The organism is Streptomyces filamentosus (assembly GCF_014654895.1).
Taxonomy (GTDB): Bacteria; Actinomycetota; Actinomycetes; order Streptomycetales; family Streptomycetaceae; genus Streptomyces; species Streptomyces filamentosus.
Genome location: NZ_BNBE01000001.1, coordinates 905,227 through 930,333 on the forward strand (window position 1 = coordinate 905,227; position 25,107 = coordinate 930,333).

A 25,107-nucleotide genomic window follows, 5' to 3' on the forward strand; every position below is an offset into this window, starting at 1 on the left:
GACTCCAGTATCCCGCTCCCAAGAGTGCAGCCCGGCCGTCGGGGCTTGCCACCGCGCGGTTCCGCCCTACCGTCGGAACATGGCCGAAAAACCCCTCTCCTCCCCGCCCGCTCCCCCGGCGGCCCCCGGATCGCCGCTGGCCCGTGCCGAGCGGTTCGTCTGGCTGACGGCCCGGGTGCTCGAACAGCGCCGTTTCGCCTACCACTTCCTGCGCGGCGGCGCGGACGCGGTGGAGACGGCCCTCAGCGCGTACCTCGACGAGGACGGCGGTTACGGCCACGCCCTCGAACCGGACCTGCGGGGGCCGGTCAGCCAGCCGCTGCACACCGCGCACGCGCTGCGGGTCCTGGACTCCATCGGGCGCTGCGGCGGCCTGCGGGTGGAGCGGATCTGCCGCTATCTGACGGCGGTCTCCACGCACGAGGGGGCGCTGCCGGCGATCCACCCCTCGCAACGCGGCTACCCGTCGGCGCCGTTCGTGCCCGTCGTCGACGATCCGCCCGGCGAACTGCTCTCGACGGGGCCGGTGGTCGGCGTGCTCCACCGCAACCAGGTCTGGCACGCCTGGCTGTTCCGGGCCACCGAGTTCTGCTGGACCGCCGTGGAGTCGCTGGAGAAGTCTCACCCGTACGAGGTGCAGGCGGCGGTGGCCTTCCTCGACTCGGCCCCGGACCGGCCGCGGGCACGGGCGGCGGCCGACCGGCTGGGGCGGCTGGTGCGCGAGCAGCGGCTCGCGGTGCTGGACCCGGACCACCCGGAGGACTTCCCGGTGGCCGACGGGTACGCGCCCGGCGAGCACCACTATCCGCACGACTACGCGCGCGTGCCGGACTCGCTGGCCCGCGACTGGTTCACCGACGAGGAGCTGTCCCGCTCGCTGGACTTCCTCGCGGCGGAGCAGGCCGAGGACGGCGGCTGGCCGATCCGGTGGCGGGCCTGGGCGCCGGGCTCGGCCCTGGAGTGGCGGCCGATCGTCACGATCGAGGCCCTGCGCACCCTGCGCGCCCACGGGCGTCCCGTGGACGGCTGAGCCCCGCCCGCGCGCGGGTGCGCGGGCGGGGTCGCGGATCCGTGGACGGGCGGCTCAGCCGCCCAGGGCCCGTGCCCCCGCCGTCACCGCGACGGCGGCGCCCACGACGACCAGGAAGGGGGCGCGCAGGACGAGCGCCAGTGCGGCGGCGGCGACGCCGGCGACCCGGGCGTCCAGGACGAGGTCCGTCCCGGTGCCGAAGGTCTGCTGGGCGGTGAGGGCGGCCAGCAGGGCGACGGGGAGGAGCGCGGCGAGCCGCTGGACCAGCGGGCGCTCCAGGGTCTGCGCCGGGACCAGCAGGCCGATCAGCTTGACCAGGTAGCAGCCGGCGACGGTGAGTCCGATCGCGAGCCAGACGTGGGTGCCGTTCATCGGACGGTCTCCTCCTTCCGTGCCCGCCTGCCCCGGAACCAGAGGACGGCGGGGGCGGCGAGCGCCGAGACGAGGACGGGGACTCCGGCCGGGAGCACGGGCAGCAGGCCCAGGCCGAGGAGGACGGCGATCCCGGCGGTGGCCCGCTCGGTCGTGGTCTTCAGCATGGGGGCGAGCAGCGCGAGGAAGACGGCGGGCCCGGCGGCGTCCAGCCCCCAGGCGGCGGTGTCGCCGAGGGCTTCGGCGCCGAGCGCCCCGAGCAGGGTGGTGAGGTTCCACAGGACGTAGAGGGTGAGTCCGGTGGCGGTGAAGCCGAGCCGGGCGGACCTGCGGTCCGGCTGGGCGAGGGCGACGGCGGTGGTCTCGTCGATGACCCACTGGGCGGCGAACGGCTTCGCGAACCCCGGCAGGGCGAGGAGCTGGGAGAGCCGCAGTCCGTAGAAGGCGTTGCGGGTGCCGAGGAAGAAGGCGCCGGCGGCGGCCGTGAACGGGTTCCCGCCCCCGGCGAGCGCGCCGACGAGGGCGAACTGCGAGGCGCCCGTGAAGACGAGCAGGCTGAGCGCGCAGGTCTGGAGGAGGGTGAGGCCGGCGCCCGCCGAGGTCACGCCGAAGGCGAAGCCGGAGAGCCCGACGGCGACGCCGACGCCGAGCGCGTCGCGGACGACGGCGCTGTCGGACCGGCGCGCACCGCCGGTTCCGGCCGCGCGGGGGCCTTCGGCGGGCCCGGTGGGTGTGTCGTCACGTATCTGCCCCGTGGCGGGGTGTGCTGTCTGTTCTGCCACGTCAGGGACGTTACGGGCCGGGCGGCGGCCCGTCTTGTACGTTCTTGCGCCCCGCGCCCCGGGAGCGCTGGTAGGCGCCCGGCGGGACGCCGACGCTCCGGGTGAAGTGCCGGTTCAGGTGCGGCTGGTCCGTGAAGCCGACGGCGACCGCCGCCTCGGCCGGCGGGGTCCCGGCGTCCAGCAGCCGCCGCGCCCGCCGCACCCGGGCGTCGGTGAGCCAGGTGTGCGGCGGCATGCCGTACGCGGCGCGGAAGGCCCGCAGCAGGGCGAAGGGGCTGGTGCCGAGGTCGGCCGCGAGCCGCTCCAGGGTCGGCGGCCGCTCCATCCGCTCCTCCAGGACGGCCCGCGCCCGCGCCGCGTCCCGGGCTCCCGCGCTGCGGGGCGCGAGGGGGCGCACCTGGCCGCCGTGGCTGCGCAGCAGACGCGCGGTGGCCAGGCGGAGCAGGCTGTCGGCGGCGAGCGCGTTGCCCTCCTCGGCGGCCCGGTGGACGCCGATGACGAGCTGGGCGGCGTACGGATCGTCGACGACGGGCCGGGTGAAGCCGACCGGCCCGCGGATGTCGAGGACGTCGGCGGCGATGGAGCGGATGAGTTCCGCGTCGGGATAGATCGTGCGGTAGGTCCAGCCCTCGGGCACCCCCGCGTGCCCGGTGTGCGGGGTGTCGGGGTTCACCAGGGCGATCTGTCCCGGCCCCGCCCTGACGAGGTCGTTCTTGTAGTGGAAGGCCTCGACGCCCTCGGTGATGGCGGCGTAGACGAAGGTCTCGTGGGTGTGCCGGGAGAACGCCTTGTGGATGTAGTGGGCGTGCAGCAGGTCGACGCCGGGCAGCTCGGCGTACTGCCAGTACCGCGCCCTCTCGCCCCTCGCCATTCCCCCATTCTGCGCGTGCCCCGGCCGGACGACGACCGGCCGTCTCACGGTCCGGACGGCCGCCCCCTCTCACCCGATCCGGCGAAGGGCGTCCGGGGCCGGGCACGGTTTTCCACAGGTCCCGGCGGTTGTCGGTGGCGGGGTGCACGATGGGGGGCATGGTCACGTCCGCGCTCGAAGACTTCTCCCCGGCCACCCGCGGGTGGTTCACCGGGGCGTTCACCGCGCCCACCGCCGCCCAGGAGGGCGCCTGGCGGGCCATCGGCGCGGGCTCGGACGTGCTCGTGGTCGCGCCGACCGGCTCGGGCAAGACGCTGGCCGCCTTCCTCGCCTCCCTGGACCGGCTGGCGTCCTCGCCCGTACCGGCCGAGCCGAGGAAGCGCTGCCGGGTGCTCTACGTCTCCCCGCTGAAGGCGCTCGCCGTCGACGTGGAGCGGAATCTGCGCTCGCCCCTGACGGGCATCCGGCAGGAGGCCGTCCGGCTCGGGCTGCCCGAGCCGGACGTGCGGGTCGGGATCCGTTCCGGCGACACCCCGGCCGCCGAGCGCCGCTCGCTGGCCGTCAAGCCGCCGGACATCCTCATCACCACCCCCGAGTCGCTCTTCCTGATGCTGACCTCGGCCGCCCGGGAGGCGCTGTCCGGGGTGGAGACGGTCATCCTGGACGAGGTCCACGCGGTCGCCGGCACCAAGCGGGGCGCGCACCTGGCCCTCACCCTGGAGCGGCTCGACGAGCTGCTGGCCCGCCCCGCGCGCCGGATCGGCCTGTCGGCCACGGTCCGCCCGGTCGACGAGGTCGCCCGCTTCCTCTCACCCAACCGCCGGGTGGAGATCGTGCAGCCCCCGTCGGGCAAGGAGTTCGACCTCTCCGTCGTCATGCCCGTGGAGGACCTGGGCGAGCTGGGCGGCTCCCCCGCCTCCGAGGGGAAGGAGGGCGGCGACCGGCCGTCGATCTGGCCGCACGTCGAGGAGCGGATCGCCGACCTCGTCCAGGCCCACCGCTCCACGATCGTCTTCGCCAACTCCCGGCGCCTCGCGGAGCGGCTCTGCAACCGGCTGAACGAGATCGCCTACGAGCGGGCGACCGGCGAGCCCGCCCCCGAAGGGGCCCCGCCCGCCGAGATCATGGCCCAGTCGGGTGCGGCGAAGGGCGCGCCGCCACTGCTCGCCCGCGCCCACCACGGCTCGGTGTCGAAGGAGCAGCGCGCCCAGGTCGAGGAGGACCTGAAGGCGGGGCGGCTGCCCGCCGTGGTCGCCACCTCCAGCCTGGAGCTCGGCATCGACATGGGCGCGGTCGACCTGGTCGTCCAGGTCGAGTCACCGCCCTCCGTGGCCTCCGGCCTCCAGCGCGTGGGCCGCGCCGGGCACCAGGTCGGCGCGGTCTCCACGGGCGTGGTCTTCCCGAAGTACCGGGGCGACCTGGTGCAGGCGGCGGTGGTCACCGAGCGGATGCGGTCGGGGGCCATCGAGTCGCTGCGGATCCCGGCCAACCCGCTGGACGTGCTGGCCCAGCAGCTGGTCGCGATGGTGTCGCTCGACACCTGGCAGGTGGACGACCTGCTGGCGGTGGCGCGCCGGGCCGCCCCCTTCGCCTCCCTCCCGGAGTCGGCCTTCACCGGCGTCCTCGACATGCTCGCGGGCCGCTACCCCTCGGACGCCTTCGCCGAGCTGCGCCCGCGCGTGGTGTGGGACCGGATCGCGGGCACGGTCACCGGCCGCCCGGGCGCGCAGCGGCTCGCGGTCACCTCCGGCGGCACCATCCCGGACCGGGGCCTGTTCGGGGTGTTCCTCGCGGGCGCGGACCCGAAGAGGGGCGGCGGCCGGGTCGGCGAGCTGGACGAGGAGATGGTGTACGAGTCGCGGGTCGGCGACGTCTTCACGCTGGGCACCAGCTCCTGGCGGATCGAGGACATCACCCGTGACCGGGTCCTGGTGTCACCGGCGCCGGGCGTGCCGGGGCGGCTGCCGTTCTGGAAGGGCGACCAGCTGGGCCGCCCCCTCGAACTGGGCCGCGCGGTGGGCGCGTTCCTGCGGGAGCTGGGCGCGCTCGGCGAGGACGACGCCCGGCTGCGGCTGGCCTCGGCGGGCCTGGACGCCTGGGCGGCGGACAACGTCCTGGCGTATCTGCGGGAGCAGCGCGAGGCGTGCGGGCACGTGCCGGACGACCGCACGATCCTGGTGGAGCGGTTCCGCGACGAGCTGGGCGACTGGCGGGTCGTCGTCCACTCCCCCTTCGGGGCGCAGGTGCACGCGCCGTGGGCGCTGGCGCTGGGCGCCCGGCTCTCCGAGCGGTACGGCATGGACGCGCAGGTGATGCACGCGGACGACGGCATCGTGCTGCGCCTGCCGGACGCCGACCTGATGGACCTCGACATGGGTCTCGACCTGCTGGACCACGAGCCGGTCGGCCCGGGCCCCCGGGCGGACGCGGAGTACGACGCGGACAAGGCGCCGGTCGGCGCCGCGGACACGGTCTTCGACAAGGACGAGGTCGCGCGGGTCGTCACCGACCAGGTGGGCGGCTCCGCGCTGTTCGCCTCCCGGTTCCGCGAGTGCGCCGCCCGGGCCCTCCTGCTGCCGAGGCGGAATCCGGGGAAGCGGACCCCGCTCTGGCAGCAGCGGCAGCGGGCCTCCCAACTGCTCCAGGTGGCGAGCGAGTTCGGCTCCTTCCCGATCGTCCTGGAGACCGTCCGCGAATGCCTCCAGGACGTCTTCGACGTCCCCGGCCTGACCGAGCTGATGGGCGACATCGAGGCCCGCCGGGTCCGCCTCGTCGAGGTCACCACCACCGAGCCGTCCCCCTTCGCCCGCTCCCTCCTCTTCGGTTACGTGGCGCAGTTCCTGTACGAGGGGGACTCCCCCCTCGCCGAGCGGCGGGCGGCCGCCCTCTCCCTGGACGCCCGGCTGCTCGCCGAGCTGCTGGGCCAGGCCGAGCTGCGCGAGCTGCTCGACCCCGAGGTCCTCGCCGAGCTGGAGCGGGAGCTCCAGTGGCTCACCGAGGAGCGGCGGATCAAGGACCCGGAGGGCGTCGCGGACCTGCTGCGGGTCCTCGGCCCGCTGACCGGCGCGGAGCTGGCCGCGCGGGGCGCCGAGGAGGGGTGGGCGCGGGAGCTGGCCCGGTCCCGGCGTGCGATCGAGGTGCGGATCGGGGGCACGGAGCACTGGGCGGCGATCGAGGACGCGGGCCGGCTGCGGGACGCGCTCGGCACGGCGCTGCCGGTCGGCGTGCCCGAGGCGTTCACCGAGCCGGTCAAGGACCCCCTGGGCGATCTCCTCGCCCGGTACGCCCGCACCCACGGTCCCTTGACCTCCTCGCAGGTCGCCGCCCGCTTCGGGCTCGGCGGCGCCGTCACCGACGGCGCCCTCCAGCGCCTCGCGGCGACCGGCCGGGTCGTCCAGGGCGAGTTCCACCCCTCGGGCATCGGCCAGGAGTGGTGCGACGCCACCGTGCTGCGCCGGCTGCGCCGCCGCTCCCTGGCGGCCCTGCGGCACGAGCTGGAGCCGGTGCCCCCGGCGGCCCTCGCCACCTTCCTTCCCCAGTGGCAGCACCTGGGCGGCAGCGGGCTGCGCGGGATCGACGGCCTGGCCCGGGCGGTGGAGCAGCTCCAGGGCGCGCCGGTGCCGGCGTCGGCCCTGGAGCGGCTGGTGCTGCCGTCCCGGGTGCGGGACTACTCCCCGGCGATGCTCGACGAGCTGACCACCACCGGCGAGGTCGTCTGGGCCGGGGCGGGTTCCCTGCCGGGCAAGGACGGCTGGGTGTCGCTCTATCTGGCGGACGCGGCCCCGCTGCTGCTCCCGCCGCCGCATCCGCTGGAGCTCACCGCGCTCCACGAGTCGGTGCTGACGGCGCTGGCGGGCGGGTACGGCCTGTTCTTCCGGCAGATCGCGGACCAGGTCCGGATCACCACCCATCCGGACGCCACCGACCCCCAGCTCGCCGACGCCCTGTGGGACCTGGCCTGGTCGGGCCGGCTCACCAACGACACGCTGGCGCCGCTGCGGGCCCTCCTCGGTTCGGGCCGCACGGCCGGCTCCACCGCGCACCGGGCCCGCCGCACGGTGCCGCGCGGACGTTTCGGGACGCCGGGCGCGACCCGTCCGGTCTCCCGCTCGGGCCCGCCGACGGTCTCGGGGCGGTGGGCGCTGCTGCCGCCCCCGGAGCCGGAGCCGACGCACCGGGCGCACGCGCTGGCCCGCACCCTCCTGGACCGGCACGGGGTGGTGACCCGCGGCGCGGTGGCGGCCGAGGGCGTCGAGGGCGGTTTCTCTGCGGTCTACCGGGTCCTGTCCGCCTTCGAGGACAGCGGCCAGGCCCGGCGCGGCTATGTGGTGGAGGGGCTGGGCGCGGCCCAGTTCGCGATGGACGGGGCCGTGGACCGGCTGCGGGCGGCGTCGACCGCGCGGGACCGGGGCGTGGAGGCGGCCGCGGGTCCGCGCGCGGTGGTGCTGGTCGCCGCCGATCCGGCGAACGCGTACGGGGCGGCGCTGCCGTGGCCGGAGCCGCCGACCGGGGCCGGTCACAAGCCGGGCCGGAAGGCGGGCGCCCTGGTGGTGCTGGTCGACGGCGAGCTGACGCTGTACGTGGAGCGCGGCGGCAAGACGGTGCTGTCCTGGCCGGCGGAGCCGGACGACCCGGCCCTGACGGCGGCGGCCGGCGCCCTGGCCGAGGCCGCGCGGGCGGGCGCGCTGGGCACGGTCACGGTGGAGCGGATCAACGGCACGGCGTCCCTGACCTCGCCCCTGGCCCGCCCGCTGGAGGCAGCCGGTTTCCTCGCCACCCCACGCGGCCTCCGGCTCCGCTCCTGACCCCGCCGAGGAGACGGGCCCGACGCGGGAGACCGGACCTGCGCGGAGGACGGGCCCGGCGCAGGAGACCGACCCCACCGAGGAGACCGACCCGGTGCAGGACACCGACCCCACCGAGGAAACCGGGCCGGCGCAGGAGACCGGACCCGCGTGGTCCGAAGGAACGACCGTGAGGAGGCCGTCCCGTGCCCGAAGGAGACACCGTCTGGCAGGTCGCCCACCGGCTGCACGCCGCGCTGGCCGGGCGGGTGCTGACCCGCGCGGACCTGCGGGTGCCCCGTTTCGCGACCGCCGACCTCACCGGCCGCGCGGTGCTGGACGTCACCCCGCGCGGCAAGCACCTGCTGGCCCGGATCGAGGGCGGGCTCACCCTCCACTCGCATCTGCGGATGGAGGGCGCCTGGAAGGTGTACGCGACCGGGGAGCGCCCCCGGGGCGGCCCCGAGCACCAGATCCGGGCCGTCCTGGGGAACGGGGAGCACACCGCGTACGGCTACCGCCTGCCGGTCCTGGAGCTGCTCCGCACCGCCGAGGAGGACCGGGCGGTGGGGCACCTCGGCCCCGATCTGCTGGGCCCCGACTGGGATCCGGGGGAGGCGGTCCGCCGGCTCCTCGCCGATCCGGCCCGCCCCCTGGGCGAGGCGCTGCTGGACCAGCGCAACCTCGCCGGGATCGGGAACGTGTACAAGTCGGAGCTGGCGTTCCTCGCGGCCGTGACGCCGTGGCTGCCGGTCGGCGAGCTGGCGCCGGACGTCCCCGCCAGGCTGGCGGCGACCGCCCACCGTCTCCTGGAGGCGAACAAGGACCACCCCGACCGGCGCACGACGACGACCCGCCACCCGGGCACCCGGCTGTACGTCTACGGCCGCGAGGGCCGTCCCTGTCTGCGCTGCGGGGGCGCCGTCCGCCGGGCGGAGCAGGGCGACCGGGTGTCCTACTGGTGTCCGGGCTGCCAGCGCGGCCCCGACCGGGCCGCCGGGAATCCCCGCCCGCCACACAATTGACGATCCGTCAGATACGGTCGTACGGTCCCGCCATGAGCCTCTCGGCGTACGACCTCACCGGCCGCACCGCCTTCGTGACGGGCGCCGCGAGCGGCATCGGCCGCGCGAGCGCGGTCCTCCTCGCCCGGGCGGGCGCGGCCCTGCACCTGGCGGACCGGGACGAGCCCGGGCTGAAGGAGACGGCGGCGCTGATCGCCCGCGAGGGCGGCACCGCCGCCGTCCACCCGCTCGACGTGACCGACCGGCGGGCGCTCGCCGCCGCCGTGGACGCGGCGGGCCCCCTCCACGTCATGGCTGCGGTCGCCGGGATCATGCACACCAGTACGGTCCTGGAGACCCGCGAGGAGGATCTCGACCGCGTCCTCTCCGTGAACTTCAAGGGCGTGCTGTACGCCTGCCAGGAGGCGGCCCGCTCGATGATCGCCTCCGGCACGCCGGGGTCGATCGTCACCATGGCCTCGGGCGCGATGGACACCGCGAGCCCCGGCCTGCTCTGCTACAGCGCCGCCAAGGCCGCCGTCGTCCAGCTCACCAAGACCCTCGCGGTGGAGGCGGGCCCGCACGGTATCCGGGTCAACGCGGTCGCGCCGGGCTGGATCCGCACGCCCATGACGGACCGTCACGAGCCCGCCGCCCAGGAGCAGGCCGAGGCCGTGATGGCCCGTCACTCACCGCTGCGGCGGGTCGGCGAGGCCGAGGACGTCGCCCACGCGGTCCTCCATCTCGCCTGCGACGCCTCCGCGTTCACGACGGGGCAGATCCTGCGCCCGAACGGCGGCGTCGCCATGCCCTGGTGAGCCGGGCCCGGGTGAGGAGGGCGGGACGGGAGGAGGCGGCCACGTGCACCGGCAGCAGGCTCAGCCCCCAGCCTCCCGCGACCACGACCCCCTCCACCGGTCCGGTCTCACCCGGAACCAGCAGCAGGCGCAGCACCGCCCACCACCAGAGCCCCCCGGCCACCAGTCCGACCGCGATCAGCGGGAGCGTCACCAGCGGAACCCGTCGCCGTACCATGGCCGCCTCCTGCGCTCGACGCTAGACCGGCAGGATCACCCTGCGGGAGGGCGCACCGGTGTCAGCTCCGGCGCGCACCCCGCGCGCGATCCGGCGGACGCCCCCGCGCGCGCAGTACCACGCACCCTCGGCGCCACCCCGGAGCCCACCGTCACGGGCCGCGTGGACGCGCGCCGCATCGACGCGCGCCCCGTGGACCCTCTCGTCTCCCGCGGCCCGCTTCGCGGCGGCCGCCCGTATCGTCACGCCGGCCGCCTAGGCACTCTCCGCCTGGAACATCCACGCGTGCTTCTCAAGGTCGGCGGTGAGGGAGATGAGGATGTCCTGGCTGATGGGGTCGGGATCGCCGGTGGCGTCCACCCGTTCCCGCATCCGGGTGATGACGGCACCGAGCGAGGCCACCATGATCTGCACGGCCTCCGCGTCCTTGATCCAGCCCTCGGGCACCGTCCCGATCGCGCTGCTGGAAGCCACCGTCGCCGCGCGCCCGTCCGGGTTGACGCCGAGCGCCGAGGCCCGCTCGGCCACGGTGTCGGAGTGCAGACGGGCGGTGTCCACCACCTCGTCGAGCTGGAGGTGGACGGAGCGGAAGCGCGGCCCCACGACGTTCCAGTGCACCTGCTTGGCGACCAGTGCCAGGTCGACCAGGTCGACGAGGGCTCCCTGGAGGGCATTGCCGACCGTCTTGAGGTCGGCCTCGGACAGCGGGCTCTTCACGACAGACATACGGGTATCTCCAACCAGTCGTACGTTCCCCCCACCATGGCACGCCTGTCCGGAATCCGGCATCTCAAACAAAACGCATGAAAAGCTAGACGCGGGGAAAGACCCGTGAGAGAGCCCGGAACGACGGAGCCCCGGCCGGCACCCCGCACAGGGGGTGTCGACCGGGGCTCCGACCCGTTCGGACTCAGGCGGCGACGACGTCCACGGCCTCCGCGGGCGCCTTGATGGTCACCCGCTCGGTGGGCACACCGGCCACCGACGTCACCGACACCGAATTGAGCATCGGACGGACCGGTACGGGAACCGGTTCGCTCGACGCAGCCGACTCGGCCAGCTCGGCCAGGGACAGTTCGTCGCTCACTTCACGCATGAGCTCGGACATCCGTACGTCCAGCGCGTCGCAGATCGCGGAGAGCAGCTCGGAGGAAGCCTCCTTCTGCCCCCGCTCCACCTCGGAGAGATAGCCGAGCGAGACTCGGGCGGACGAGGAGACTTCGCGCAGAGTACGGCCCTGGCGCTGGCGCTGCCGACGCAGCACGTCACCCAGCAGGCGACGGAGCAGAATCATCGGTGGCTCCCTCCTCGGACCGCGTAGCCGCATCCTTCACGCCCCACCGTACCGCCTCGCGCCGCGGCCGTGCGGGGAGCGATGTCGTGTTCACTCAGGGCTGCAAACATCCATTCCCCCCGTTCTGTTCCGTATCCTGTGCCCGCGCATTTCCCGAGAGTTCTTCGTGCAACAGTTCCAGCGCGCTTCGCACGCTCTCTCTACGGATTTCCGCGCGATCGCCGTTCAACCTCAACGACACCACTTTCCCCGCGGCGGCGCCTGTCGTGGCGGGTCCCGCGACGGCCACGTAGACCGTCCCGACCGGCCGGCCGTCCTGGGGTTCGGGGCCCGCGACCCCGGTCGTCGACACCCCCCAGTCGGCGCCCAGCCGGTCCCGCACACCCCGCGCCATCTGCGCCGCGACCTCGGGATCCACCGCCCCGCGCGCGTCCAGCAGGTCGGCGTCCACCCCCAGCAGCCGGTGCTTGAGGGGGGTGGCGTACGCCGTCACGGAACCGAGGAACCCCCGGGACGCCCCGGGGACCCGGGTCAGCTCGGCGGCCACCAGGCCACCGGTGAGCGACTCGGCGGCGGCCACCGTCTGGCCGCGCTCCAGCAGGAGGGCGAGCACCCGGGCCGCGGTGCTCATCGCGCCGAAGCCTCCGACGCCTCCGCCCGGGCGGCCCGCTCGGCCGCGAGCCCCCGGCGCCTCAGTACGACCGCCTGTCGCACATAATCCAGACCGGTGACGACGGTCAGCACGACCGCCACCGCCATCACCCAGAAGCGCAGCGTCGCCAGCGGGCCGGTGAGCATGAGCACGTACATGCCGACCGCCGTGCCCTGGGCGAGCGTCTTCATCTTCCCGCCGCGGCTGGCCGGGATGACCCCGTGCCGGATCACCCAGAAGCGCATCAGCGTGATGCCCAGCTCACGGGCCAGGATCACCCCGGTGACCCACCAGGGCAGGTCGCCGAGGCCGGAGAGGCAGATCAGGCCGGCCGCCATGATCGCCTTGTCGGCGATGGGGTCGGCGATCTTCCCGAAGTCGGTGACCAGGTTGTACGTCCGGGCCAGGTGCCCGTCGAAGACGTCCGTGATCATGGCGACGGCGAAGGCCGCCCACGCCCAGGCCCGCCAGGCGGGGTCGTGACCGCCGTCCTGGAGGAGCAGTACCACGAAGGCCGGCACGAGGACGAGCCGGATCATGGTGAGGATGTTGGCGATGTTCCACACGCTGACGGGGTTCACGGCCACCGCGCCCAGCTTGCCGCGGGGCGCCGGCCTTCCGGTCCCGCCCGTCGCGGATGCCGGGACTCCGGTCATCTGCCCACCTCCTCGACACACTCCGCCACGAGGTCGACGCCTTCGGTGCTCACGACCTTGGCCCTGACCATACGGCCCGGGGCCAGGTCGGGGCCCGCGCCACCACCGTCGACGAGGTAGACCTGCCCGTCCGTCTCCGGGGCCTGGTGGGCGGCGCGGCCGATCCAGCCGTCCTCCTCGTCCTCGGACTCCACCAGTACCTCCAGCATCTCTCCGATCCGCTCCTCCGCGCGCTGCGCGGTGAGCTCCTCGGCGAGCCGGGAGAGGTGGGCGAGCCGCGCGTCCACGACCTCCTGGTCGAGCTTGTGCTCGTACGTGGCGGCCTCGGTGCCGTCCTCGTCGGAGTAGCCGAAGACGCCGATGGCGTCGAGGCGGGCGTGGGTGATGAAGCGTTCCAGCTCGGCGAAGTCGGCCTCGGTCTCGCCGGGGAAGCCGACGATGAAGTTGGAGCGGGCGCCGGCCGTGGGGGCCTTCTCGCGGATGGTGGCGAGCAGGTCGAGGAAGCGGTCGGTGTCGCCGAAGCGGCGCATCGCGCGCAGCACGTCGGGGGCGCTGTGCTGGAACGACAGGTCGAAGTAGGGCACGACCTTGTCGGTGGAGGTCAGCACGTCGATCAGGCCGGGACGCATCTCGGCCGGCTGGAGGTAGCTGACCCGGACGCGCTCGATGCCGTCGACGGCCGCGAGCTCGGGCAGCAGGCCCTCCAGGAGGCGGATGTCGCCGAGGTCCTTGCCGTACGAGGTGTTGTTCTCGGAGACCAGCATGATCTCCTTGACGCCCTGCTCGGCGAGCCAGCGGGTCTCGTTCAGCACGTCCGAGGGGCGGCGGGAGACGAAGCTGCCGCGGAAGGACGGGATGGCGCAGAAGGAGCAGCGGCGGTCGCAGCCGGAGGCCAGCTTCACGGAGGCGACGGGGCTGCGGTCGAGACGGCGGCGGAGCGGGGCGCGGGGGCCGGAGGCGGGCGCGAGGCCCTCGGGCAGGTCGCCGGGGACGTCCTGCGGCTCCTCGGCGGCTCCGTGGCCCGGGAGGGCGACCTCGGCGGCGGCCTGCTGGCGGTCGACCGGGGAGAGCGGGAGGAGCTTGCGGCGGTCGCGCGGGGTGTGCGCCTCGACGCTGCCGCCGCTGAGGATGGTCTGGAGGCGGTTGGAGATGTCGGCGTAGTCGTCGAAGCCGAGCACGCCGTCGGCCTCGGGGAGGGCGTCGGCCAGCTCCTTGCCGTAGCGCTCGGCCATGCAGCCGACCGCGACGACGGCCTGGGTCTTGCCGTGGTCCTTCAGATCATTGGCTTCGAGGAGGGCGTCGACGGAGTCCTTCTTGGCGGCTTCGACGAAGCCGCAGGTGTTGACGACGGCGACGTCTGCGTCCTCGGCGTTCTCGACGAGCTCCCAGCCGTCCGCTGCCAAGCGGCCTGCGAGCTCCTCCGAGTCCACCTCGTTACGGGCGCATCCGAGAGTGACAAGGGCGACGGTACGGCGTTCGGGCATGGGCTCAAGACTACTTCGTCCCGGACGGCACCCGGTCGCTCAGGGTTCACCTGCGCGACGGAGGTCACACCCGACCCCTCCGTCACACGGGTCACATCTGTCATGTCCTTCTCACCGGGATGCGGGGCGGCGCTCCGGTCCGCCCCGGCTCGGACACGGCGACGGCCCGCCGCGCGTCCTGCGCGGCGGGCCGTCGCCCTGCCCTGTCCGTCGTCCGGCGCGGTCCGCGGTTCAGCCGGCCTCGGGGTCGCCCTTGGTGTAGCTGAGCCGCTCCACCTGGCCGTCCTCGAACTTCTCGGAGACCTTCTTGCCGTTCACGTACAGCTCGATCGCGCCCGCGTTGCCGAGGACGAGGTCGACCTGCTCGTCGTCCTGGAAGGTCTTGGTGTCGCCTTCCTGGAGGAAGCCGTCGAAGAGCATCTTGCCGTCGGCGGCCTTGGCCGAGATCCAGCTCTTGCCGTCGGCGGTGAGCCGGATGGTGACCTTGTCCGCCGGGACGGCCGCGATGGCGCTGCCGGTCGGCTTCGGCGCGGGCTTGGCCGGCTTCGGCTTGGCGGCGGAGGTCGCCTTCTCCGGGGCGGGCGCGGGCCCGCCCTCGGCGGCCGTGGTCCCCTTCGGTTCCTCGGCGCCGTTGAACATCGTGAAGCCGACGAACCCGACGACGGCGACGATCGCCGCGACCATGGCCGCGGTCCAGTTGGGCCGCCGGGGCTCGGGACGGATGCGTTCCGCCTCGAAGAGCGGGGCGGCCGGGGTGGGTGAGGGACGCCCGCCATGCTCGGCGTCGTACTGCTCGATCAGCGGGGCCGGATCGATCCCGACGGCGCGGGCGAGCGTCCGGATGTGGCCGCGCGCGTAGACGTCTCCGCCGCAGCGCGAGAAGTCGTCCTCCTCGATGCCGTGCACGATCGGGATCCGGACACGGGTGGAGGCGCTGACCTCTTCGACGCTGAGGCCGGCGGCGATGCGGGCCTGCTGGAGGGTGCGGCCGATCGGTTCCCGGTCGGCTGACGGGAACGTCCGGTCGTCTTCGGGGGAGTTGCCGATGGACACGAGAGCGCCTTTCGAGCGTGTAGCCACCTGCTGGACGTTCAGTCTATGGGTGGTACGAAAGGGTGGGGCAACCGGGCGGGTGCGGTTTGTACGCCATGAGGTTGTACTCCGACGAGGAGAGGACGTCCTTCCGTCCCCTCGTCCAACTTGACGTACGGCCAGGGGAAACGGTTGCCCTCCGTTCCCTTACGAGTGAGTCTCGGCCCGGTCTCGAACGGGTACCCCGGTCCCGAACGGGTACCCCGGGCTTGTCGGCCCGGTCCCGAACGGGTACCCCGGTCCCCCGGTGCCACACCCCGCCGCCCCCGTCACTCGGCGGACTCCCCCCGGATCACCGCCAGCACCCCGTCCAGCTCGTCCGGCTTGACGAGGACGTCCCGCGCCTTGGAGCCCTCGCTGGGCCCGACGATGTTGCGCGACTCCATGAGGTCCATCAGCCGGCCGGCCTTCGCGAAGCCGACCCGCAGCTTCCGCTGGAGCATCGAGGTCGAGCCGAACTGCGTCGACACGACCAGCTCGGCCGCCTGGCACAGCAGGTCGAGGTCGTCGCCGATCTCCTCGTCGATCTCCTTCTTCTGCTTGGTGCCGACGGTGACGTCGTCCCGGAAGACCGGCGTCATCTGGTCCTTGCAGTGCTGCACGACGGCCGCGACCTCGGCCTCGGTGACGAAGGCGCCCTGCATGCGGGTCGGCTTGTTCGCGCCCATCGGCAGGAAGAGGCCGTCGCCCTTGCCGATGAGCTTCTCGGCACCCGGCTGGTCGAGGATGACCCGGCTGTCGGCGAGCGAGGAGGTGGCGAAGGCGAGCCGGGACGGCACGTTCGCCTTGATCAGACCGGTGACGACGTCCACCGAGGGCCGCTGGGTGGCGAGCACCAGGTGGATGCCGGCCGCGCGGGCCAGCTGGGTGATGCGGACGATGGCGTCCTCGACGTCCCGGGGCGCGACCATCATCAGGTCGGCGAGCTCGTCGACGATCACCAGGAGGTACGGGTACGTCTTCAGCTCGCGCTCGCTGCCGGGCGGCAGCTGGACCTTGCCCTCGCGGATCGCCTGGTTGAAGTCGTCGATGTGCCGGAAGCCGAAGGCCGCCAGGTCGTCGTAGCGCAGGTCCATCTCGCGCACCACCCACTGGAGGGCCTCGGCGGCCCGCTTGGGGTTGGTGATGATCGGCGTGATCAGGTGCGGGATGCCCTCGTAGGCGGTCAGCTCGACCCGCTTGGGGTCGACGAGGACCATCCGGACGTCCTCCGGGGTCGCCCGGATCATGATCGAGGTGATCAGGCAGTTGATGCACGAGGACTTGCCGGAGCCGGTGGCGCCGGCGACCAGGACGTGGGGCATCTTCGCCAGGTTGGCCATCACGTAGCCGCCCTCGACGTCCTTGCCGAGCGCCACCAGCATGGGGTGGTCGTCCCCCGCCGCGTCCGCGAGCCGCAGCACGTCTCCGAGGTTGACCATCTCGCGGTCGGAGTTCGGGATCTCGATGCCGACGGCGGACTTGCCGGGGATGGGCGAGATGATCCGCACGTCCGGCGAGGCCACCGCGTAGGCGATGTTCTTCGTCAGGGCGGTGATCTTCTCGACCTTCACGGCGGGCCCGAGCTCGACCTCGTACCGGGTGACCGTCGGCCCGCGGGTGAAGCCGGTTACGGCCGCGTCCACCTTGAACTCGCTGAACACGTTCGACAGCGCGTCCACCACGATGTCGTTCGCGGCGGACCGCGTCTTGCCGGGACCGCCGCGCTCCAGCAGGTCGAGCGACGGCAGCGCGTAGGTGATGTCGCCGGAGAGCTGGAGCTGCTCGGCCCGGGCCGGCAGATCGGTCGGCTCCGGCGCCGGCTTGGTCAGATCGGGTACGGATCCACCCGCCGGCCGCTTCTCCCCGCCCCGCGCGGTCGGCACGTTCGGCGGCGTCTTCTGCGGTCCCTTCGCCAGGGACGGTACGGGCCCGGTGGCCCCGTCCGGCGTCCCCTCGGCCCCCTCGGCCAGGGCGGCGGCCCGCTCGGCGGCCACGTCCCGGGTCAGGTCGGCGACCAGCGGCGACGGCGGCATGCCGTTCAGCACCGCGCCGTCGAGGGCGGCGGCCGCCGCGGCGGCCACGTCGACCGGGTCCAGACCCTGCTCGTGGCCGCTCCTGCCGGTGCGGGACCGGCCGGCGCGCCCGCGCCGCTCCAGCGCCTCCGCCTCCGCCCGGTCCACGTCGTACGGGTCGGCGCCCGGCCCGCCGCGACGCCGGACCGACCGGGCGGTGCGCTGCGGCGCCTCCCGCCAGTCTTCCTCGTACGGTTCCTGCTCGGCGTACTCCTCGACGCCCTCCTCGTACGCGGGTTCGACGAGGCCGAGCCGGACGCCGAGGGCCCGCAGCCGCTGCGGGATCGCGTTGACCGGGGTGGCGGTGACGACCAGCAGTCCGAAGAGGGTGAGCAGCACCAGCAGGGGGACGGCCAGGGCCTCCCCCGTCATGAAGACCAGCGGCTGGGACACCGCCCAGCCGATCAGGCCGCCCGCGTCCTGCATGGCCTCGGACCCGGCGTCCCTGCCGGGCGCGCCGCAGGCGATGTGGACCTGTCCGAGGACGCCGAGGACGAGGGCGGAGAGCCCGATGACGATCCGGCCGTTGGCCTCCGGCCGCTCCGGATAGCAGAAGAGCCGGAAGGAGATGCCGCCCAGCAGCAGCGGGACGAGCAGGTCGAGCCGGCCGAAGGCGCCGGTGACCAGCATCTCCACGAGGTCGCCGACGGGGTTGTCCAGACGGGACCAGGTGCCGGCCGCGACGATCAGCGCGGCGGCGAGCAGCAGCAGGGCGATCCCGTCCTTGCGGTGGGCGGGGTCGAGCCCCTTCGCGCCGCGCCCTATCCCCCGGAACATCGCGCCGACCCCGTGGGCGGCGCCGCGCGCCACCTTGTACACGCCCCCGGTCGGGGACGGCGCCGGGCGGGGCGCGGGCCGTTTCGCCGCGGCCTTCTTCGCGGGCGCGCGCCTGGCCGGAGCGGCCTTCTTCGCCGCGGTCCTCTTCGCGGGCGGTTTCCCGGCGGACTTGGCCGGGGTCTTCGCCGCGGACTTGGCGGCCGTCTTCTTCGCGGCCCCCGCCGTCCGGCCGGCGCGCGATGGTGCGGTGCCCTGGGAACCCTTGCCGGACGTACGTGAAGCCATGGTGCTGAGGTTACCGGTGAGGGGCCGGGCTGTCCGCCTCACCCGAACGTGTCGTCCTTGCCCCGGCGCGGAGCTGACGCCCGGTCACCGACCGGACGGGCCGAAGTGACCCCCGGTCACCGACCGGACGGACCGGGGGTGACGTCCCCTCAGCCCTGCGCGGGCAGCGGGGGCACGCCGCCGGTGCCCGGCTCCAGCGCGTCCAACGCCCGCCGCAGCCCGGTGAGCTTGCGCTCCAGATGGGCGGCGGTGGCGACGGCGGCCGCGTCGGCGGACTCGTCGTCGAGCTGCTTCGACAGCGCCTCGGCCTGCTCCTCGACGGCCGCGAGACGGGCGGACAGCTCGGCGAGCAGCCCCGCCGTCTCCTTGCCCTGGCCGCCCTCGCCGCCGCCCTCCAGCTGGAGGCGCAGCAGCGCGGCCTGCTCGCGCAGCTTGCAGTTCTTCATGTAGAGCTCGACGAAGACGGAGACCTTGGCGCGCAGCACCCAGGGGTCGAACGGCTTGGAGATGTAGTCGACCGCGCCGGCCGCGTACCCCCGGAAGGTGTGGTGGGGGCCGTGGTTGATCGCGGTGAGGAAGATGATCGGGATGTCCCGCGTCCGCTCGCGGCGCTTGATGTGCGCGGCGGTCTCGAAGCCGTCCATGCCGGGCATCTGGACGTCGAGCAGGATGACCGCGAAGTCGTCCGTCAGCAGCGCCTTGAGCGCTTCCTCCCCGGACGATGCCCGCACCAGCGTCTGATCGAGCGCGGAGAGAATGGCCTCCAGCGCCAGCAGATTCTCCGGCCGGTCATCGACCAGGAGGATCTTGGCCTTCTGCACCATGCCCCGTCCTCCTCGTCCCGGCAACGGCTCGACCCGGCTTCCGGAACCGCTTCCGGAAGCGGGGGAAGCACCGGGCGCCGCCCCGGAGGACGGCTTCCTGGCGCCGTCCGTCCCTGTGCCGGTCATCGTAGCCGCACCCCGCCCATCGCCACACCCTGTCACCGTGATGTCACTGTGCACAGTCCGGAAACGGAGCGCGGGTCGAGAAGGTTCCCCGGATCGGAGGCTCTCACACGCCTCCGGCGCAGGTACGCCGAGGGGTACCGGTCCCGGCCGGTCCGGCACCCCTCGGCGGCGCGCTCACGCGCCCCGCATCCACTGCTCCATGACGGACAGCAGGTAGTCCGGGTCGACCGGCTTGGTGACGTAGTCGGAGGCACCCGACTCGATCGCCTTCTCCCGGTCCCCCTTCATCGCCTTCGCGGTGAGCGCGATGATCGGCAGCCCCGCGAACTGCGGCATCCGCCGGATCGCGGTCGTCGTCGCGTACCCGTCCATCTCCGGCATCATGATGTCCATCAGGACGATCGTCACGTCGTCGTTCTGCTCCAGGACCTCGATGCCCTCCCGCCCGTTCTCCGCGTACAGCACCGCGAGCCCGTGCTGCTCCAGGACGCTGGTGAGGGCGAAGACGTTGCGGATGTCGTCGTCGACGATGAGGACCTTCTCGCCGGAGAAGGAGAAGGTGCGGCGCTGCTCCGCACCGGTCCCCGCCGCCGCGGCCTGCTCCGCGAAGTCCGGCCCCTGCGGGCCCGGCTGCCCGGGGACCACGCCCAGCGCCTCGCCCTCCCCGGCCGCGCCCTCGGCACCCGTGGCACCCGTCGCGCCGGCGGCGCCCGCCGCGTCCGCGCTCTCCGCCGCCGCCCCGGCCTTGCGCCGGTGCCGGAAGAGCGCCCCCGAACGCGCCTCGCTCCGCACCGGAGCGGGCGGGAAGTGCGGGTAGGAGTGCCCGGTCGGGCCCTCCTCCGCCTCCTGCTGCGGATCGTCCGCCTCGCCCTGCCCGTAGCCGTGCGGCGGCACCTCGGTCGGGTTCAGCGGCAGGTAGAGGGTGAAGGTGGAGCCGCGGCCCGGCTCGCTCGCCGCGAAGATCTCGCCGCCGAGCAGCCGGGCGATCTCCCGGCTGATCGAGAGCCCGAGGCCCGTGCCGCCGTACTTGCGGCTGGTGGTGCCGTCGGCCTGCTTGAACGCCTCGAAGATGACCCGCATCTTGCTGGCCGCGATCCCGATGCCGGTGTCGGTGACCGAGAAGGCGATCAGGTCGGCGTCGGCCTCGCTCAGCGAACCCGCCTCCAGGAGCTGCTCCCTGATCGACTGCGGCACGTCCGCGCCGGCCGGCCGGATGACCAGCTCGACCGCGCCGGAGTCGGTGAACTTCACCGCGTTGGACAGCAGGTTGCGCAGCACCTGGAGGAGCCGCTGCTCGTCGGTGTGGAGCGTGGCGGGCAGTTCGGGCGAGACGCGGACCGAGAAGTCGAGGCCCTTCTCCGCGGTGAGCGGCCGGAAGGTCGCCTCCACGTAGTCGACGAGCTGGACGAGCGCGATCCGGGTCGGGGACACGTCCATCTTGCCCGCCTCGACCTTCGACAGGTCGAGGATGTCGTTGATCAGCTGGAGCAGGTCGGAGCCCGCGCCGTGGATGGTCTCGGCGAACTCCACCTGCTTCGGGGTGAGGTTGGTCTCCGCGTTGTCCGCGAGCAGCTTGGCCAGGATGAGCAGCGAGTTGAGCGGGGTGCGCAGCTCGTGCGACATGTTGGCGAGGAACTCGGACTTGTAGCGCATGGAGACGGCGAGCTGTTCGGCGCGCTCCTCCAGGACCTGCCGGGCCTCCTCGATCTCCGTGTTCTTGACCTCGATGTCGCGGTTCTGCCGGGCGAGGAGCTCGGCCTTGTCCTCCAGCTCGGCGTTGGAGTTCTGGAGCTCCTTCTGCCGGTTCTCCAGCTCCGCCGACCGCTCCTTGAGCTGCTCGGTCAGCTTCTGCGACTGCTGGAGCAGCACCTCCGTCTTGGTGTTGACGCTGATGGTGTTGACGGTGGTCGCGATGAGCTCGGCGATCTGGTTGAGGAAGTCCCGCTGGATCTGGGCGAACGGCTGGAAGGACGCCAGCTCGATGACGCCGAGGACCTTCCCCTCGAAGAGGACGGGCAGCACGATCACGTGCGCGGGCGAGGCCTCGCCGAGCCCGGACGAGATCTTGAGGTAGCCCGGCGGCACGTTGACCTGGATGGTCCGCTTCTCCTCCGCCGCCGTCCCGATGAGGGTCTCGCCGGGGCGGAAGGAGGTCGGCATGGAACCGGCGGAGTAGCCGTAACTCCCGCGCATGCGCAGCTCGTACGAGCCGTCGCCCTCGCCGACGAGTTCGGTGTCGTGGTTGGCGGAGCCGACCGGGGTCGCCACGAAGAAGGCGCCGTGCTGGGCGGAGACCACCGGCGTCAGCTCGCTCATGATGAGCGAGGCGACGTCGTCGAGGTCCCGGCGGCCCTGCATGAGGCCGGAGATCCGGGCCAGGTTGGACTTCAGCCAGTCCTGCTCGTCGTTGGCGAGGGTGGTGTCGCGCAGGTTGGCGATCATCGTGTTGATGTTCTCCTGGAGCGCCTGGATCTCGCCGGCCGCGTCCACACCGTCGATCTTGACGTTGAGGTCGCCGCGGGTCACCGCGGTGGCGACGGCCGCGATGGCGCGCACCTGCCGGGTGAGGTTCCCGGCCATCTCGTTCACGGAGAGCGTGAGGTCGCTCCAGGTGCCCTCGACGTCCCGGACCCGCGCCTGGCCGCCGAGCTGCCCGTCGGTGCCCACCTCGCGGGCGACCCGGGTGACCTCCTCGGCGAAGTTCGACAGCTGGTCGACCATCGTGTTGATGGTGTTCTTCAGCTCCTGGATCTCGCCCCGGGCCTCGATGTCGATCTTCTTGGTGAGGTCGCCCTTGGCGATGGCGGTGGTGACCGCGGCGATCTGCCGCACCTGGCCGGTGAGGTTGTCGGCCATGCTGTTCACCGAGTCGGTGAGGTCCTTCCAGGTGCCCGAGCCGCCGGGCACCCGGGCCTGGCCGCCGAGGATGCCCTCGGTGCCCACCTCGCGGGCCACCCGGGTCACCTCGTCGGCGAACGACGACAGCGTCGTCACCATTGTGTTGACGGTCTCGGCGAGTTCGGCGACCTCGCCGCGCGCCTCGACGGTGACCTTCTTCGTCAGATCGCCGTTGGCGACCGCCGAGGAGACGCGGGCGATGTTCCGCACCTGGCTGGTCAGGTTGTTGGCCATCAGGTTGACGTTGTCGCTGAGGTCCTTCCAGATGCCGGTGACGCCGCGCACCCGGGCCTGGCCGCCGAGGATGCCCTCGGTGCCCACCTCGCGGGCCACCCGGGTCACCTCGTCGGCGAAGTTCGACAGCTGGTCCACCATCGTGTTGACGGTGGTGACGAGTTCCAGGATCTCGCCCTTGGCGTCGACGGTGATCTTCTTCGACAGGTCGCCGCGGGCGACGGCGGTGGTGACCTCGGCGATGTTCCGGACCTGGAAGGTCAGGTTGTTCGCCATGAAGTTCACCGACTGGGTCAGGTCCTTCCAGGTGCCGGAGACCCCCTGCACCTCGGCCTGCCCGCCCAGGATGCCCTCGGTGCCCACCTCGCGGGCGACCCGGGTCACCTGGTCGGCGAACGACGACAGCTGGTCCACCATCGTGTTGAGGGTGTTCTTCAGCTCCTGGATCTCGCCCCGGGCGTCCACGTCGATCTTCTGCGACAGGTCGCCCCGGGCCACCGCGGTGGCGACCTGCGCGATGTTGCGGACCTGGGCCGTCAGGTTCCCGGCCATGCTGTTCACCGAGTCGGTGAGGTCCCGCCACACGCCGGCGACGCCCGGCACCTGCGCCTGACCGCCCAGCCGGCCCTCGGTGCCCACCTCGCGGGCCACCCGGGTCACCTGGTCGGCGAAGGCGGAGAGCTGGTCGACCATCGTGTTGATGGTGTTCTTCAGCTCCAGGATCTCGCCGCGCGCGTCCACGTCGATCTTCTGCGACAGGTCGCCGCGCGCCACCGCCGTCGTCACCTGGGCGATCTGCCGCACCTGCGAGGTGAGGTTCCCGGCCATGAAGTTCACCGAGTCGGTCAGCTCGCGCCAGCGGCCGGAGACGCCGTCCACCCGCGCCTGACCGCCGAGCCGGCCCTCCGTGCCCACGTCCCGGGCCATCCGCGTGACCTGGTCGGCGAAGGACGACAGCTGCGACACCATGGTGTTGACGGTGTTCTTCAGCTCCAGCATCTCGCCGGCCACGTCGACGGTGACCTTCTGCGACAGGTCGCCGTTGGCCACCGCCGTCGTCACCTGCGCGATGTCCCGCACCTGGCCGGTGAGGTTGTGGAAGGCGTTGTTCACCGAGTCGGTGAGGTCCTTCCACGTGCCGGCGGCGCCGGGCACCTGCGCCTGCCCGCCCAGCCGGCCCTCGACGCCGACCTCCCGGGCCACCCGGGTCACCTCGGAACCGAAGGCGGACAGCTGGTCCACCATGGTGTTGACGGTGTTCTTCAGCTCCAGCATCTCGCCGGCCACGTCGACGGTGACCTTCTGCGACAGGTCGCCGTTGGCGACCGCCGTCGTCACCTGCGCGATGTCCCGCACCTGCGTGGTGATGTTCCGGAAGACGGTGTTGACCGAGTCGGTGAGGTCCTTCCAGGTGCCCGCCGCGCCCGGCACCTGCGCCTGTCCGCCGAGCAGGCCCTCGGCGCCGACCTCCCCGGACACCCGGGTCACCTCGTCGGCGAAGGTCCGCAGGGTCTCCGTCATCTGGTTGATGGTGTCGGCGAGCTGCGCGATCTCGCCGCGCGCGCTCACGGTGACCTTCTGCGACAGGTCGCCGTTGGCGACCGCCGTCGTCACCTCCGCGATCCCCCGCACCTGGTTGGTGAGGTTGCCCGCCATCGTGTTGACGGAGTCGGTGAGGTCCTTCCACACGCCGGCGACCCCGGCCACCTCGGCCTGGCCGCCGAGCTCGCCCTCGGTGCCGACCTCGCGGGCCACCCGGGTCACCTCGGAGGAGAACGACGACAGCTGGTCCACCATCGTGTTCACGGTGTTCTTCAGCGACAGCATCTCGCCGGCCACGTTCGCCGTGACCTTCTGCGACAGGTCGCCGTTGGCCACGGCCGTGGTCACCAGCGCGATGTCCCGCACCTGGGCCGTCAGCTGGTTCGCCATGGTGTTGACGGAGTCCGTGAGGTCCTTCCAGGACCCGGAGACGCCCCGGACGTGCGCCTGACCGCCGAGGATGCCCTCGGTGCCCACCTCGACGGCCACCCGCGTCACCTCGGACGCGAAGACCGACAGCTGGTCCACGAGGTGGTTGACGGTACGGGCGACCTTCAGGAACTCGCCGCGCAGCGGCCGCACCGTCCCGTCGGAACCCTCCGAACGCAGGTCCATCCGCTGTTCGAGGTCGCCCTCGGCGACCGCCGTGAGCACCCGGCTCACCTCGGACACCGGCCGGGCCAGGTCGTCGACGAGCGCGTTCGCCGCCTCGATCGCCGCCGCCCAGGCACCCTCGGTCGCCCCGGCCTCCAGGCGCTCGGACAGCTTGCCCTCGCGCCCGACGACCCGCCGCACCCGCGACAGCTCGCCCGTGACGTGCATCTGCCGGTCCGCGACCTCGTTGAAGACGGCCGCGATCTCGGCCATCACCCCGTCGCCGGAGACCGTCAGCCTTCTCCGCAGGTTCCCGTCGCGCATCGACACCAGTGCGGACAGCAGCCGCTCCAGTGCGGCCACGTCCACCTGCACCGTCCCCCCACGGGAACGCCCGCCCCTCGCGCGCGTGCCGCTGCCGCCGCCGCGCCGCGCCGCCGTGCCAGACTCCACCGTGTCCCTCCCGAAAGGGGTTCGACCGTTCCGCTCCGGCTCCCGCCGAAGCATTCCCAGTGTTTCACCGCGACCGAACCAGGCGATAACAGTTCGGCAGCTTCGCACAACGTCCCCACCCCAGGAGGGCGGAAACAGCGGAGACCGGCATCCGCGGGGACGGCGAAGGTAAGTAACCTGGCATCCGGCTGTCCAGCCGCCCCGGTCCGCCCGGCGGGGGCGGTGCGGAGCGCGTACGACCACCGGGCAGTGGGAGGGGCAGAC

17 protein-coding genes are annotated in these 25,107 nt (G+C 73.2%); 4 read left to right on the forward strand and 13 right to left on the reverse strand.

What is annotated here, in order from left to right:
- The first annotated feature begins 79 nt into the window (after nt 1-79).
- Nucleotides 80-1,030, forward strand: coding sequence for a hypothetical protein (locus tag IE326_RS03885; RefSeq protein ID WP_190040829.1), 951 nt, complete (start codon nt 80-82; stop codon nt 1,028-1,030).
- 54 nt (nt 1,031-1,084) lie between these two features.
- Here IE326_RS03885 and IE326_RS03890 read toward each other — a convergent pair whose 3' ends face one another.
- Genes IE326_RS03890 through IE326_RS03900 form a run of 3 tightly spaced genes read right to left on the reverse strand, consistent with a single transcriptional unit; the run spans nt 1,085 to nt 3,055 of the window.
- On the reverse strand, nt 1,085-1,402 hold the full coding sequence (locus IE326_RS03890; protein WP_150236113.1) for an AzlD domain-containing protein: 318 nt from the start codon (nt 1,400-1,402) through the stop codon (nt 1,085-1,087).
- Nucleotides 1,399-2,184 (reverse strand): AzlC family ABC transporter permease, encoded by a 786-nt coding sequence (locus IE326_RS03895; RefSeq protein WP_373310157.1) that lies wholly within the window; start codon nt 2,182-2,184, stop codon nt 1,399-1,401. The genes IE326_RS03890 and IE326_RS03895 overlap by 4 nt, the downstream gene beginning before the upstream one ends.
- Nucleotides 2,185-2,194: 10 nt before the next feature.
- Entirely contained in the window at nt 2,195-3,055 is an 861-nt protein-coding gene (locus IE326_RS03900) for an AraC family transcriptional regulator (RefSeq protein WP_190040830.1), read from the reverse strand.
- Between the two features lie 158 nt (nt 3,056-3,213).
- On the opposite strand from IE326_RS03900, the gene IE326_RS03905 reads away from it, so the two are divergent.
- The 3 genes from IE326_RS03905 (at nt 3,214) to IE326_RS03915 (ending at nt 9,661) form a co-directional block, all read left to right on the forward strand.
- Nucleotides 3,214-7,860, forward strand: a complete 4,647-nt coding sequence (locus tag IE326_RS03905) for an Lhr family ATP-dependent helicase (protein WP_190040831.1) — start codon at nt 3,214-3,216, stop codon at nt 7,858-7,860.
- Between the two features lie 185 nt (nt 7,861-8,045).
- Entirely contained in the window at nt 8,046-8,864 is an 819-nt protein-coding gene (locus IE326_RS03910) for a DNA-formamidopyrimidine glycosylase family protein (protein WP_190040832.1), read from the forward strand.
- Between the two features lie 32 nt (nt 8,865-8,896).
- Nucleotides 8,897-9,661, forward strand: coding sequence for an SDR family NAD(P)-dependent oxidoreductase (locus IE326_RS03915; RefSeq protein WP_190040833.1), 765 nt, complete (start codon nt 8,897-8,899; stop codon nt 9,659-9,661).
- On the opposite strand, the gene IE326_RS03920 is transcribed toward IE326_RS03915, so the two are convergent.
- The 10 genes from IE326_RS03920 to IE326_RS03965 all read right to left on the reverse strand — a co-directional run bounded on the left by IE326_RS03920 (nt 9,609) and on the right by IE326_RS03965 (nt 24,843).
- Nucleotides 9,609-9,878 (reverse strand): hypothetical protein, encoded by a 270-nt coding sequence (locus tag IE326_RS03920; protein ID WP_150236118.1) that lies wholly within the window; start codon nt 9,876-9,878, stop codon nt 9,609-9,611. The two genes, IE326_RS03915 and IE326_RS03920, sit on opposite strands and share 53 nt — an antisense overlap.
- Before the next feature lie 255 nt (nt 9,879-10,133).
- Nucleotides 10,134-10,604: a Dps family protein gene (locus IE326_RS03925; protein WP_150232211.1), complete on the reverse strand. Its 471-nt coding sequence runs from the start codon at nt 10,602-10,604 to the stop codon at nt 10,134-10,136.
- Nucleotides 10,605-10,788: 184 nt separating this feature from the next.
- Entirely contained in the window at nt 10,789-11,172 is a 384-nt protein-coding gene (locus tag IE326_RS03930) for a helix-turn-helix domain-containing protein (RefSeq protein ID WP_030757288.1), read from the reverse strand.
- Nucleotides 11,173-11,266: 94 nt separating this feature from the next.
- On the reverse strand, nt 11,267-11,803 hold the full coding sequence (locus tag IE326_RS03935) for a CinA family protein (RefSeq protein ID WP_150232210.1): 537 nt from the start codon (nt 11,801-11,803) through the stop codon (nt 11,267-11,269).
- A complete protein-coding gene (gene pgsA / locus IE326_RS03940; RefSeq protein ID WP_190040834.1) occupies nt 11,800-12,480 on the reverse strand; it encodes a CDP-diacylglycerol--glycerol-3-phosphate 3-phosphatidyltransferase in 681 nt (226 codons plus the stop codon). Before pgsA ends, IE326_RS03935 begins: the two co-directional genes overlap by 4 nt.
- Nucleotides 12,477-13,964: a 30S ribosomal protein S12 methylthiotransferase RimO gene (gene rimO / locus IE326_RS03945; protein WP_190040835.1), complete on the reverse strand. Its 1,488-nt coding sequence runs from the start codon at nt 13,962-13,964 to the stop codon at nt 12,477-12,479. Before rimO ends, pgsA begins: the two co-directional genes overlap by 4 nt.
- Nucleotides 13,965-14,195: 231 nt before the next feature.
- A complete protein-coding gene (locus IE326_RS03950) occupies nt 14,196-15,017 on the reverse strand; it encodes a helix-turn-helix domain-containing protein (protein ID WP_150232206.1) in 822 nt (273 codons plus the stop codon).
- 308 nt (nt 15,018-15,325) lie between these two features.
- On the reverse strand, nt 15,326-18,172 hold the full coding sequence (locus IE326_RS03955; RefSeq protein WP_190040836.1) for a DNA translocase FtsK: 2,847 nt from the start codon (nt 18,170-18,172) through the stop codon (nt 15,326-15,328).
- Between the two features lie 149 nt (nt 18,173-18,321).
- On the reverse strand, nt 18,322-18,996 hold the full coding sequence (locus tag IE326_RS03960) for a response regulator (RefSeq protein WP_030757308.1): 675 nt from the start codon (nt 18,994-18,996) through the stop codon (nt 18,322-18,324).
- Nucleotides 18,997-19,296: 300 nt separating this feature from the next.
- Entirely contained in the window at nt 19,297-24,843 is a 5,547-nt protein-coding gene (locus IE326_RS03965; protein ID WP_190040837.1) for a HAMP domain-containing protein, read from the reverse strand.
- Between the last annotated feature and the right edge of the window lie 264 nt (nt 24,844-25,107).

Bases quoted from the DNA above. Each gene is read 5' to 3' on its own strand.
- IE326_RS03885 (WP_190040829.1), top strand. From the start codon at position 80: ATGGCCGAAAAACCCCTCTCCTCCCCGCCCGCTCCCCCGGCGGCCCCC.
- IE326_RS03890 (WP_150236113.1), bottom strand. From the start codon at position 1,402: ATGAACGGCACCCACGTCTGGCTCGCGATCGGACTCACCGTCGCCGGC.
- IE326_RS03900 (WP_190040830.1), bottom strand. From the start codon at position 3,055: ATGGCGAGGGGCGAGAGGGCGCGGTACTGGCAGTACGCCGAGCTGCCC.
- IE326_RS03905 (WP_190040831.1), top strand. From the start codon at position 3,214: ATGGTCACGTCCGCGCTCGAAGACTTCTCCCCGGCCACCCGCGGGTGG.
- IE326_RS03915 (WP_190040833.1), top strand. From the start codon at position 8,897: ATGAGCCTCTCGGCGTACGACCTCACCGGCCGCACCGCCTTCGTGACG.
- IE326_RS03920 (WP_150236118.1), bottom strand. From the start codon at position 9,878: ATGGTACGGCGACGGGTTCCGCTGGTGACGCTCCCGCTGATCGCGGTC.
- IE326_RS03925 (WP_150232211.1), bottom strand. From the start codon at position 10,604: ATGTCTGTCGTGAAGAGCCCGCTGTCCGAGGCCGACCTCAAGACGGTC.
- IE326_RS03930 (WP_030757288.1), bottom strand. From the start codon at position 11,172: ATGATTCTGCTCCGTCGCCTGCTGGGTGACGTGCTGCGTCGGCAGCGC.
- IE326_RS03935 (WP_150232210.1), bottom strand. From the start codon at position 11,803: ATGAGCACCGCGGCCCGGGTGCTCGCCCTCCTGCTGGAGCGCGGCCAG.
- pgsA (WP_190040834.1), bottom strand. From the start codon at position 12,480: ATGACCGGAGTCCCGGCATCCGCGACGGGCGGGACCGGAAGGCCGGCG.
- rimO (WP_190040835.1), bottom strand. From the start codon at position 13,964: ATGCCCGAACGCCGTACCGTCGCCCTTGTCACTCTCGGATGCGCCCGT.
- IE326_RS03955 (WP_190040836.1), bottom strand. From the start codon at position 18,172: ATGGCTTCACGTACGTCCGGCAAGGGTTCCCAGGGCACCGCACCATCG.
- IE326_RS03960 (WP_030757308.1), bottom strand. From the start codon at position 18,996: ATGGTGCAGAAGGCCAAGATCCTCCTGGTCGATGACCGGCCGGAGAAT.